The sequence below is a fragment of the Ensifer adhaerens genome, assembly GCF_002007205.1.
GTDB classification, from domain to species: domain Bacteria; phylum Pseudomonadota; class Alphaproteobacteria; order Rhizobiales; family Rhizobiaceae; genus Ensifer; species Ensifer adhaerens_D.
The window spans coordinates 73918-85616 of record NZ_LAZS01000009.1 but is presented as its reverse complement, the minus strand read 5'-3'; the positions used below and the strand labels follow the sequence as shown (position 1 = coordinate 85616).

The 11699-nt window shown below is 62.8% G+C and carries 9 protein-coding genes; 4 read left to right on the top strand and 5 right to left on the bottom strand.

Annotated features, from left to right (window positions below; all coding sequences use genetic code 11):
* Positions 1–51 precede the first annotated feature (51 nt).
* A complete protein-coding gene (locus XB14_RS21185; RefSeq protein WP_077963654.1) occupies positions 52–3033 on the top strand; it encodes an autotransporter outer membrane beta-barrel domain-containing protein in 2982 nt (993 codons plus the stop codon).
* A 39-nt stretch (positions 3034–3072) separates the two neighbouring features.
* Here the strand turns inward: XB14_RS21185 and XB14_RS21180 are convergent, their stop codons facing one another.
* The 5 genes from XB14_RS21180 to XB14_RS21160 all read right to left on the bottom strand — a co-directional run bounded on the left by XB14_RS21180 (position 3073) and on the right by XB14_RS21160 (position 8706).
* A complete protein-coding gene (locus tag XB14_RS21180; RefSeq protein ID WP_077963653.1) occupies positions 3073–4155 on the bottom strand; it encodes an SGNH/GDSL hydrolase family protein in 1083 nt (360 codons plus the stop codon).
* Between the two features lie 25 nt (positions 4156–4180).
* The gene (locus XB14_RS21175) at positions 4181–5428 is read right to left on the bottom strand and encodes a hypothetical protein (protein ID WP_077963652.1); all 1248 of its coding nucleotides are present in this window, start codon (positions 5426–5428) and stop codon (positions 4181–4183) included.
* 66 nt (positions 5429–5494) lie between these two features.
* Positions 5495–5893, bottom strand: a complete 399-nt coding sequence (locus tag XB14_RS21170) for a hypothetical protein (protein WP_143348478.1) — start codon at positions 5891–5893, stop codon at positions 5495–5497.
* 363 nt (positions 5894–6256) lie between these two features.
* Positions 6257–6937 (bottom strand): response regulator, encoded by a 681-nt coding sequence (locus tag XB14_RS21165; RefSeq protein ID WP_234804101.1) that lies wholly within the window; start codon positions 6935–6937, stop codon positions 6257–6259.
* Complete coding sequence (locus tag XB14_RS21160) at positions 6898–8706, bottom strand: sensor histidine kinase (protein ID WP_077963650.1); 1809 nt, start codon at positions 8704–8706, stop codon at positions 6898–6900. The genes XB14_RS21165 and XB14_RS21160 overlap by 40 nt, the downstream gene beginning before the upstream one ends.
* Positions 8707–9187: 481 nt before the next feature.
* Here XB14_RS21160 and XB14_RS21155 point away from each other — a divergent pair, with 481 nt between their 5' ends.
* Genes XB14_RS21155 through XB14_RS21150 form a run of 3 tightly spaced genes read left to right on the top strand, consistent with a single transcriptional unit; the run spans position 9188 to position 11660 of the window.
* A complete protein-coding gene (locus XB14_RS21155; RefSeq protein ID WP_077963649.1) occupies positions 9188–9619 on the top strand; it encodes an SxtJ family membrane protein in 432 nt (143 codons plus the stop codon).
* A 46-nt stretch (positions 9620–9665) separates the two neighbouring features.
* Complete coding sequence (locus XB14_RS33320) at positions 9666–9815, top strand: DUF5989 family protein (protein WP_179119634.1); 150 nt, start codon at positions 9666–9668, stop codon at positions 9813–9815.
* 12 nt (positions 9816–9827) lie between these two features.
* On the top strand, positions 9828–11660 hold the full coding sequence (locus tag XB14_RS21150; protein WP_077963648.1) for a carbamoyltransferase: 1833 nt from the start codon (positions 9828–9830) through the stop codon (positions 11658–11660).
* Positions 11661–11699 lie beyond the last annotated feature (39 nt).

Sequence of the window (11699 nt, the reverse complement as noted above, 5' to 3'; positions counted from 1 at the left end):
CTACTCATACCGCTGGCTGATTCGCGAGCGTTCGTAGCACCGGCGGCATCCATGCGACAAACACCGCTCGCGGTCCTTTCCAAACGCCTCGGCCTTTTCACGGCACTCGCCTCTCTTGCGCTCACGGCGCCGTCGCTTGCCCAATCCCTCTGGACCGGAGCCGCCGACAACGAATTCGGCAACGGCGCGAACTGGGCGCCGGCGCTTCCGGGCTCCGGCGACACGGCAGACGTCAACGCCGGTTCTCCGCAGGTCAACGACGGCCGCACGATCCGAAAGCTTGGCGTCAACGGCGGCAATGTCACCATCACCAATACGGGTGCGCTGACCGTCACGAACGGCAGCACGATCAACTCCGGAACGGTCAGCATCAACGCCGGCGGTGCACTCACTTCGGACGTCGAGATGAACGGCGGCAACCTGTCCGTCGATGGAGACCTCAACGGGCGACTGACGCTGAACAATGGCAACGTCTCGGTGAACGGAACGCTGGATAGCGCCAGTGTCGGCAGCGCCACGGCGCTCTCCAACAACGGCCAGGTCGGTGATGTGAACGTTTCGGCCGGCGGCACGTTCGTCAACAACACCGGCGCCGTCGCTGGCGCGGCCGTGAATGCCGGCACCGCCTCCAACGCCGGAACCATGGGATCGCTGACGAATACCCAGGGCAATTTCACCAACAATAGCGGCGGCACGATCATCGGGAAGACGACGGTTTCGGGCGGGACCGTCACCAACAACTTCGTCGTCACCGATGCAGACGTCGCGGCCGCGGCCGCCTTCGTCAACAACAATGGCGCCACGGCGGGCGCGATCACCAACGCCGGCACGGTCTCTAACGCCGGTACTATCGCGTCCGTGCGCAACGACGCCGGAAGCTTCACCAACAATTTTGGCGGCGTGGTGACCGGCGAGACGACGGTCTCGGGGGGAGCCGTCACCAACAACGCGACCCTTGGCACGGTTGCCGTCGGCGCGGGCGGCACCTTCACGAACGCTACGGGGGCGAGCGCCGGAACGGTCACGAACAGCGGCACCGCGTCAAATGCCGGCACGATCGCCGCGCTCAGCAACACGGCAGGGCATTTCGCAAACAATGCAGGCGGCACGATCACCGGGAAGACGACGGTGGCGGGCGGCACCGTGACGAACAATTTCGTCGTCACCGACGCGGACGTCGCGGCCGCGGCCGCCTTCGTCAACAACAGCGGCGCGGTGGCCGGCAGCGTCACCAACGCCGGCACCCTGTCGAATGCGGGCACCATCGCCTCCCTGCACAATAATGCCGGATCCTTCACCAACAACGGCAACGGCACGGTGACCGGAAAGACCACCGTTGCCGGCGGCAGCGTCGTCAACAATGCGGCACTCTCGGACGTGGAGATTGGCGCCAAGGGCACTTTCACCAACAACAGCGGCTCGACGGCCGGGGCCATCTCCAATGCGGGAAGCGGATCGAACGACGGAACCATCGCTTCGCTCGCGACCAGCGGCGGCCTTTTCCGGAATACCGGCACGATCAGTGGCGCGGCCAACATCGCGGGCGGCACTTTCGTCAATCAGGGCACGGTCATCGGGACGGTCGACGTCTTCGCCGACGGTCTCTTGTCCGGCAGCGGCATCGTCGGCGGCCTCACGGTCAATGCCGGCGGCGTGGCTTCCCCCGGCCCGGGCATCGCGGTCGCCACCGTCGACGGCGATTTGACGTTTCGTTCGGGTTCGACCTATCAGGTGGATGTGGATGCGGCCGGACAATCCGATCGCCTAGCCGTCTCGGGCGCGCTTGTGCTTGAGGGCGGCGGGCTCTCGGTCCTCGCCGGCAGCGGCATCTATGACCCGTCGACGAGTTACACGATTCTTTCGGCCGGCACCGTCAGCGGCCGGTTCGACGACGTGACCAGCAATCTTGCGTTCCTGTCGCCGACGCTCAGCTACGGTGCCACGGGTGTCGACCTGAGGCTCGATCGCAACGACGTTGCCTTCGCGGACTTCGCAATCACTTCCAACGGGCGCGCCACGGCGAGCGCCGTCGAGGCATTGGGTATCTCGAACCCACTCACCCTCGCCGTCCTGTCGCTGGATGCAGCAACGGCCGGAAGCGCCTTTTCGCAACTGAGCGGCGAGGTGCATGCCTCGGTCAAGAGCGCCCTGATGTGGGACAGCCGCTTTCCGCGGGACGCAATTCTGGAGCGGGCGGGCAGTGCGCCGGCTTATCAGGAGACCGAAGACGCCGTCTTCTGGACATCGGGCTTCGCTGGTACGGGCCAATTGTCCGGTGACGGCAACGCGGCCGATATCGACAGCCGCACGGCGGGCGTCCTCCTCGGTGCGGATACGGCAGCTTCCGATGATTGGCGCTTCGGGGGCATTCTCGGCTACAGCCATCTCACCCTTCAGCCGCAGGCGCGCGTCGATGCCTACCATGCCGGCCTCTACGGTTATGGCAACGTCGGGCCGCTGAACCTCACGGGCGGCGTGATCTATAGCCATAACGAAGTCTCGTCCGAACGCGACCTCTCCTTCGGCTCGTTCAGCGATCACCTGACCGCCGACTACGACAGCACGGTTGCACAGATCTTCGCTGAGCTTTCCTTCACGCTCGACGCCGACGACATCAGGTTGCAGCCGTTCGCAAACGTCGCCTATGTCTATCTCGATACCGATGCGTTCAAGGAAAACGGTGGTGCGGCGGCACTATCGGCAGAGAGTGCCACGGACGATGCCACGCTGACGACCATCGGTCTGCGCTGGTGGGCGGATCTGGCGGTAAGCCAGATGCCGGTCACTGCCTCCGGCATGCTCGGCTGGCGCCATGCCGCGGGCGACCTTGCGCCGTCCGTGCGTCTCGCCTTTGCCGGCGCCAATCCCTTTACGATCGCCGGCGTTCCTATCGCGGGCGACGGCCTGGTGGTGGAGGCGGGTATTTCCGCCCGGCTCTCCCAATCCGCACGCCTGGCGATCAGCTATCTCGGTGAATTCGGCGACAGCGTGCGGTCAAGTGCCGGCCGCGCAAACCTGATCGTGGATTTCTAGCGACCGGAACACCGACCATCAGGCCTTGCTTCGGCAACCTCACGGGTGAACGTTGGCGACCGATCCGGTCTCGGCGAAGAGCGCCGGAAAGGAGCGCTCCAGCGTTCCGGCGATCGCAGCGGCGAAGCGCTCGTTGGCGATCCGGTTCGGGTGAGCATCGGACGGCGACACCCAGAGCGTTTCCGGCACGAGATCCTCGACCGACGGACGAAGATCAAGGAAGGGAACGCCCTCGTCCTGGGCCAGCTTCTCGACCGCGCCGGTCACTTCAGGGAATGGGTAGTTCTTGAGTTCATGCAACTCGGGATAGTTGACGACCACGAGCTTGATGCCTCGCTCGCGGCAGAAGCCCGCGAGCCGCTTGATCGCCTCCTGCCCTTCCGCCCAACCGGGCTGCCCGTCTTCGTAGAGACCCCGATAATAGGCCTTCCAGTCGGCCCGGCCGAGGAAGATGCGCGAGACCTTGTCGACAGCAGAAGCAAGTATGACGTAGGCCTGCGAATATTCCCCCCAGCCGACCTGGTGACGACGCGGTGTCGATTCGGCATCGTTGATGAAATAGTTGAGAACGACGACATCGGGCTTGAGCTCGAAGCCTTTGGTCATGAAGTAGGCGACTTCCATCTGCGTGTTGTAGTTGCCGACGCCGGTGTTGATCACCTCGTAACTCCGCGCCCCGGCGCTGGCGCCGTTGAGGACCGTTTCCAGCAGCCTGGACGGCGTATCCTCCTCTTTCACGCCCCAGCCGAAGGTCAGCGAATCCCCGAGCATCATCACCCGCGTCGTCCCGTCGGCGACCGGGCCGACTTCCCTGTTGCGCAGGCCAATCGAGTTGATGCTGACCGGCACACCCATGAAGACGCCGCTGGCGTTCGGAATGTGCTCGTGGCCGATCGCCGGCTCGGCGCTGACGCGTTTCAGGTCGCGGGCGTATTTCCACATCTCGAGGTCGAAATCCATGCCGTTGTCGAAGACGGTGCGCGCCATGCCTTCGATCATGAGACCGAAGAGAGCAAGGCTGAAAGCCGTCGCGAGCACGGCGAGTGGTGCTCGCCTGAGTATAGAGGACTTCCGGCCGCTGTTCGGTTCCATCTGAACGGCTCTTGATGCATTGGTGTTCATCTGATCTTCCTTTCAGGCCCGCCGATCACGGCGCGACCTGCGAGAGCTGCAGGCAGTCAGGCTGGATCGCAGCGCTTTGTACGAATTGATGCTTGCCGCTCGTGAGACCCTGGCCGCCGTGCCAGTTGTTGAGCAGCCACTTGTCGATCGCCTCGGCCACGACGAAATGCCCGAGCGGGGAAAGGTGCTTGTCGCCGATGCCATAGGTCTTCATCGGGTCGCTGGCAGAAAGCTTCGCCGTCGGATCGACCACGTAGACCCCGGGCGTCGCGGCGGCAAAGGCGTTGACCATCTCGCGCTGCTTTACCGGCTGCAGACCGTCGTCGCGGCCCGCAAGTTCCGCCCAGCCGGGCAGGATGACGATGAGCAGCTCGGCACCGTTCGCGCGCGCGTCGCCGGCGAGCCGCACGAACAGACGGCGCGTCAGCTCGATCGCGTGGTCCATGTCCCGCCGGGACGCCCTGTCGCCGATATAGGGCCGCAGCAGCGTCAAATAGAACCAGTTGTAGAGCTTGCTCTTCTGCCACAGGTACAGGTGCGCCTGTAAAGCGAGGCTGGGCTTCTTTGTTCCAGTCCCCGCCGGCTCGACCGTGATATCGACCGACGATGGCGTCAGCACGGCCCGCTCGGCGTTGTCCTCGACATCCGTGCTGAGCGAAAGGCCGACAACGACCAGCTTGTGTGGAATGGCGGGACCCCTGTCCTCGTAGAGCCGGATCTCGTTCGGCTGGCCGTAGCCGCCTGTGCCGTAGTTCTTGAAGAGGAGTTGCGGATGCCAAGCGTTCAGAAGCGCGCTGAAGGTCTCACTCTCCCTGACGAGCGAACCGCGCACCATGGAATCGCCAAGGACCAGGATCGGCGCGCCGTTGCCGGTCGCATTGTCGCGGAAGCCCTCATCGTTGATCTGGATATGGTTCCACGGGTCAAACGGGCTGAAGCGTTCAAAATAGCTGTTGCCCGGTATTTCCGTGTAACCATAAAGGCCATGTGACTGATGGCGCGCCCGCGGCACGCCGCAATAGACATATTCGCCCTCGCCGACCGGCAACTGGAGGCTCGGCACAAACCGCAACACCGTCTCGCAGATGAGAATGGCAGCAATGCCCGAAACGAGGATGATCAACCCATCCATCACGCCGCCGAAATTGCGCGAACGGCGCATGCGCTGCAGGATTCCGCTCGACTGGGGCCTGTTGTGGCCGATGAAATCCGAGGGCGTGGCCGTCGGATTGTTGAGATCGAGCGCATCCGGACGTTCGACTTTTCGGGACATGTCAACTGACACCTTGATTGAGCGCTCTGTGTTGAACCATTTCGGGTTAATGTCGCACCGCCCAGTTCAGGCGCTTCCGGCCTCGCGCCAATAGGACCGCGCCAGGCTGGCGAGATAGGTGGTCGTTCGTCTCGGCGCTTTCGCCACGGACGGCGCACGCTTCTGTTCGCCGGCGTCCGCGAGCCTGATGCGCTTGGAGGAATCCGGCCGCAGAAGTTCGACCGGTCGGAGCAGTCCGGGCAAGATCCCGTAACCCGTCAACAGGTCGCGAAACAGACTGGTGGCGGCATAGACGACCTCGGCGGTCTCGACGGCCTCGCGCACACGGGCATCATCTGAAATCTTGACGTAGAGCACGCCGGGAATAAGAAGAGGCAACGTCGGGACCACGGGATCCAGGACGCGATTGACCGCGGCCGGCGTCACCTCGTTCAATACGAAGACGGTAAGCCGCTTCTGGCTCAAACGATAACCCTTTATGATTATCTCGACCGGAAGCCGACCGTCTGTTTCCGCTATTTCAATAACACTTTGAACATGCATAGTGGCTCTCCGGAACAGAGAAGAACACCGTCAATATTTTCAGAATACGACAACATGAATCTATTTCTTATACAGCGACATGAGCTTCGGCGATTTCTCTTCTCTGCCGGAGACGCCTTACAATTCCGAACTCTATCTCAGGATTTTCGTTCTGAATATATCCAGATGGATATACTCCGGCCTTGTTTCTTCGGGTTTTCTTGAGGCAAAAGACACCGGGCACAGCGTCCCGTCGCTGCGGATTGATGTTTCTTGAAGGGGAACCTCAGAGCGTCGGCGCGGTCATCACGGGCTTTTCGGCAGCCTGTTGGCCAGATTGGCCAGCTCGACACGCGTCGAGATGCCGAGCTTGCTGTAGATGCTGTGGAGATGCAGCTTGACCGTGCCCGGCGATATGCCGAGGCGGGCGCCGATCTCCTTGCTTCGAATGCCCGAGGCCGCAAGGCGCGAGACTTCGATCTCGCGCTGTGTCAGGAGGTCGACGCCCCGGGTCTCTACGGCCTCCTGTGCGCGTATCCGCTCGATCGCGGACTTGAGCGCCTGGTCCTGGAAGTAGGTCTTGCCGGCGGCCACGACATTCATGCAGTCGAGCAGGGTGTCCGGCGCCTGCTCCTTGAGAACGATCCCGTTCACCCCAAGTCTGATCGCTTCGCCGAGCTGATCGTCACCGATGTCCGCCGTCAGGATGACGATCGCGACTTGTTGTCCATGGGCACCGCGCAACCGGCGTATGAATTCGAGCCCATCCATTTGCGGCATGCGAAGGTCGGCGACGACGATGTCGGCCGCCCGCTCGGACAGGACCTGCAACGCATCGGTCGCCCGCTCGCAGGTCGCCACCACCTCCCAGCCGGGCACGGTCTCGATCAGCCGGCGCAGCCCGTCGAGCACGATCAGATGATCGTCGACGACGACCGCGCGCAGCGCTATTGCGGCATTGGCAGCATGACCACCACCCGAGTCCATTCCGCTATCCTTTCTATCGCAAGCTTTCCACCACGCGCCGTCGCCCGTTCCCGCAGGCTTCGGGGGCCGATTTTTTCACGTTCCAGCTCGGCATGGTCAAGACGCTCGGAATAACCGAAGCCGATCCCGTTGTCGTCGATCGTCAGCACGATCGATCCGTTGTCGATCCTGACCGTGATCCTGACCTTCTGCGCTCCGCCGTGCCTGACCGCGTTAGCGGTCGCTTCGGAGGTCATGCGCGCAAGCTCGTAGGTCAGCGCCAGCGGCAGATCGATGCCGGACGGCGGGTCGAACGCGATCGAGACGTCGATTTGCCATTGCTGCCGCAGCCGCGCGGCAACCGCTTCAAGCTGCCGCTCAAGTTGCATTTCGCCGGCAACCTGGAGATTGCCGCCCGGCTCGAGCGCGCGGATGAAGCCGCGAAGTTCCCGCTGCTCTTCGAGCAGCATCGTCTGGATCGCCTCCAGGCGTTCGGCAATTACATCCGGGCCCGCATCCTTGAGCTTGCGCAGCGACTGAAGCTGCAGCGCAGTGCCCGCAAGCGCCTGAAGCACGCCGTCGTGCAGATCGCGACCGATGCGGATGCGCTCGTCCACGGCCGCCTCGTCGCTCAGTCGTCGCACCAGGATCGCCTGTTCGAACAGCGCCTTCACCCTGTCGGCGATGATTTCCGCGATCGCCACGTCGTCGAGCGTGAGCGCGGGCGGCTCCAATACGAAGAGGCGTGCCTGCAGGTCGTCGACCTGGAAAAAGGTCGAGACTGCCGAGTTGATCTTGAAAGCCTCGACGAGAGCCGGCGAGATCGGCGGCTCGGGGTCCGTCCATTGATGAAACCGCCCCTCGCCCGCATGGACGAGAAGGCGACCGCGGGTGGCCTCGATGATCAGCAGGCTGCTGCGCAGCAATTTCTCGTCGGTCCAGGAGCCGAAGGCATCGGGCGGCATCTGCGTGACCTCGAGTTCGCCTTCGTTCCACAAGGCCACATAGGTCCAGGGCTCCTCCGCGTCGGTCCACAACAGGAGCGCCCGCGGCACCAGCATCACATGAGCGGCATAGTCGAGTGCCGCGCGCGCGGGCCACTCGCGGCCGCGCGGCTGGCTCGGTGTCCTCTGGACCAGTCGCAGGAGCTCGGCCCGGACGGCTTCCTGGTGCGCGCCGAGCCAGACGAGCAACGTCGCAGCGACGAGTATGAAGAGAATCCGCGATGCGTTCGTGGTCGTATCTTGATCCGGATCGAACAGGTCGCCGGTGTCGAAGTAGCCGAGGTAGAGCAACGCCGCCAGACAGACGAGACCGGTATAGAGCGCCCCGCGCCAGCGCCAATGCAGCGTCGCGGAAAGCAACGTGAACGGCATCAGCATGAAGAACGGGCTCGCCGGACCGTCGGTCATCGACATGAAGGTCGCGAAGGCGGCGACATCGATGATGTGGCGCACCAGCGTTCCCCGCACCCGGGAAATCTCCGTGCGCCAGACGAGGTAGGCCGCCGCGAGCGCGTAGAAGAGATAGCCCATCAGCAGGAAGTAGATGGGCTCGGGCGGCAGCGGTACGTGAACGGAATCAAGCCAGGCGATCCACACGCTGCCGGCGGCCAGCAGGATCCGCCCGACGGCGATCACCTTGTCGGAGCGCGCCCGGAAGGTGTTCGCCCAGACCTTGCGGCCGGAGGCCTGGTCCACGTCTATCGGCGCGCCTGCCACGTGCGGCGGCGGGGCCGCCGCCGGGCTCACGGGGCGGGCGCTGAAACGATCTGACGGCTCAGGCTTCATGCCATGTCTCCGCTCTGCGCCGCCCCTCGGAAAACAACCCTGCGCGTGACGAGCGAGAATAAATCATATCGCGGCCCTGGACCGGCGCCAGCCGCATCTTCGACGAAGGCGACGGCACGGCCCTGGCGGCCGCTACAATCTGCATATTCAAGTGTCGCCAGCATACGCTCGTCCTGTCCAGCGCTCAAATGCATTCGCCACCAGTATAGCCAAGGTTACGGACACGCGCCCGGACCTCACGAACCTTGCCTCCTCGCAGGCATGCCTTGGAACAAGACCGACCAGCGGGCATCGGCCCGAGTATCAGGCGCCTGCGCCAAGAATCGGAAGGCGGCTATGACCTTCTATATCCATTGGCATATTGACCTATCCGAGTATTTGCCGCTCATATTCTCTCAATATAAATGACTAAAAAGTTTTTCATTCGTCGGCACAGTGAAAATTGTGCGTTTTTTAGCTAACCGCTTTGAGGTGGGAAGCAATGAGCATTTCTCACGGATCACTCAACGAGAAGCTCCCGGAAGGACCGTCGAACAGAAGTTTCGGCTATACCGTCGGCGGCATCCTCATACTGATCGCCCTCGTGAAATGGTGGCGGGCTTCCGAGATAACCACGGTGACGGCGGTCATTGCCGTGATCGGCGCGGTTCTTGTCGTCCTGGCGTTCATCGCGCCCTCGACCCTGACGCGCGCCAACCACCTCTGGATGCAGCTCGGTCTCGTCCTTTTCAAGATCGTCAATCCCGTCGTGATGTTCCTGATCTACGTCACGACGTTCTTGCCGATCGGCTTCTATCTCAGGCTGCGCGGGCATGACGCGCTGGCCGCACAGTTCGACAAGAACGCCAAGACCTATTGGATCGACAAGCCACAGGGCGAAGCTGCCCAGGCAACGATGAAAAACCAGTTCTGAATTTTGAAGAACCTATCCCTTATTGTATCGGACAGAGGACACGAAAATGGACCTTGCTAGGGAACTCCTGTCTTACATGGGCCACCGGAAGAAATACTGGTTGCTGCCGATCCTGGTCATGACGACCATCTTCGGAACCCTGGTGGTACTGACGCAGGGAACGGCTGTCGCCCCCTTCATCTACACGCTGTTCTGAGGCGGCTCGATCGTGCGTATCCTCGGTATCTCGGCCTTTTACCACGATAGCGCGGCCGCGCTCGTCGAAGACGGGCGCATCGTAGCCGCCGCGCAGGAAGAACGCTTCACGCGCCGGAAACACGACCCGGATTTTCCGGCGCGGGCAATCGAATACTGCTTGTCGGAAGCAGGCTGCACCATGAACGACATCGATCATGTCGTCTTCTACGAAAAGCCGTTCCTGAAGTTCGAGCGGCTCGTCGAGACCTATCTTGCGACAGTGCCGCACGGCTTCAGTTCGTTCCGCGTGGCGATGCCGGTCTGGATCAAGGAAAAGCTGTTCCAGAAGACGATGCTGCGAAAGGATCTCGGCAAGCTCGCCGGCAAGAAGGAATGGGACGGCTCGCTGCTTTTCACCGAGCACCACCAGTCCCATGCGGCCAGCGCCTTCTTCCCCTCGCCCTTCGCATCCGCCGCCGTCCTCACCATGGATGGCGTCGGCGAGTGGTGCACCACGTCGCTTGCCCATGGCCACGACAATCGCCTCGACTTCCTGAAGGAAGTGCATTTCCCGCACTCCCTCGGCCTGCTCTATTCGGCCTTCACCTACTATACCGGCTTCAAGGTCAATTCGGGCGAGTACAAGGTCATGGGGCTCGCGCCCTATGGGCGGCCGCGGTTCGCGCAGACGATCCTCGACAACCTGATCGATCTCAAGGAGGACGGCTCCTTCCGTCTGGACCAGCACTATTTCGGCTATTGCACGGGCCTGAGGATGACCTCGCCGGCCTTTCACGATCTCTTCGGAGGCGAGCCCCGCAAGCCGGAAGCGCCTCTGACCCAGCGTGAGATGGACCTGGCGGCCTCGGTGCAGGTCGTGACCGAAGAGGCGGTCATGCGGCTCGCGCGCTTTGCCCGGCGCCAGACGGGCGAGAAGAACCTATGCCTTGCGGGCGGCGTCGCACTCAACTGCGTCGCCAACGGCAAGCTGCTGAAGGCCGGGATCTTCGACGACATCTGGATCCAGCCTGCCGCCGGCGATGCGGGTGGCGCGCTCGGAGCAGCGCTTTCCGTTTGGTACGAGTACCTCGGGAGCACGCGCACGACGAAGGATGGCGACGCGATGTCCGGCTCCTATCTCGGACCTGCTTTCGAGCAGGGCGAGGTCGAACAGCGGCTTGCCGCCGCGGGCGCCAAGTTCGAGGTCCTCTCGGACGAGGACGTTACCTCGTCCACGGTTTCGGCGCTGGCCGAGGAAAAGGCCGTCGGTTGGATGCAGGGTCGAATGGAATTCGGCCCGCGCGCACTCGGCGGGCGCTCCATCCTCGGCGATGCACGCTCTCCGACCATGCAGAAGATGCTCAACCTTAAGGTCAAGTACCGCGAGAGCTTCCGCCCCTTCGCTCCGTCGGTAAGGCGCGAGGACGTCGCCGACTGGTTCGACATCGACAAGGACAGCCCGTACATGCTGCTCGTCGGCGACGTGCTGGAAAGCCGGCGCCTGCACGCCAACCATCCGCAGGAGAATCTGTTCGGCATCGATCTCCTCAACGTGCCGCGATCGGAAATTCCGGCTGTGACGCATGTCGATTACTCCGCCCGTATCCAGACGGTGCACCGCGAAACCAATCCGCGCTATTGGGAGCTTTTGACACGCTTCAAGGCGCGCACCGGCTGCCCGGTGCTCGTCAATACGAGCTTCAATGTGCGTGGCGAGCCAATCGTCTGCAATCCGGAAGACGCCTATCGCTGCTTCATGGGAACGGAGATCGAGCGCCTCGTCGTCGGCAATTGCGTGCTGAAGAAGGAAGAACAGCCGGCGCATCTGAAGCAGGATTACAAGGAAAACTTCGAGCTCGACTAGGACGGCCGGGCTAAGTTGCTGCCATTCAAGACACCGGGT

Excerpts from the sequence above, each read along its gene's own strand:
- XB14_RS21185 (WP_077963654.1), top strand. The coding sequence starts at position 52 with ATGCGACAAACACCGCTCGCGGTCCTTTCCAAACGCCTCGGCCTTTTC.
- XB14_RS21180 (WP_077963653.1), bottom strand. The coding sequence starts at position 4,155 with ATGAACACCAATGCATCAAGAGCCGTTCAGATGGAACCGAACAGCGGC.
- XB14_RS21175 (WP_077963652.1), bottom strand. The coding sequence starts at position 5,428 with ATGTCCCGAAAAGTCGAACGTCCGGATGCGCTCGATCTCAACAATCCG.
- XB14_RS21165 (WP_234804101.1), bottom strand. The coding sequence starts at position 6,937 with ATGGACTCGGGTGGTGGTCATGCTGCCAATGCCGCAATAGCGCTGCGC.
- XB14_RS21160 (WP_077963650.1), bottom strand. The coding sequence starts at position 8,706 with ATGAAGCCTGAGCCGTCAGATCGTTTCAGCGCCCGCCCCGTGAGCCCG.
- XB14_RS21155 (WP_077963649.1), top strand. The coding sequence starts at position 9,188 with ATGAGCATTTCTCACGGATCACTCAACGAGAAGCTCCCGGAAGGACCG.
- XB14_RS33320 (WP_179119634.1), top strand. The coding sequence starts at position 9,666 with ATGGACCTTGCTAGGGAACTCCTGTCTTACATGGGCCACCGGAAGAAA.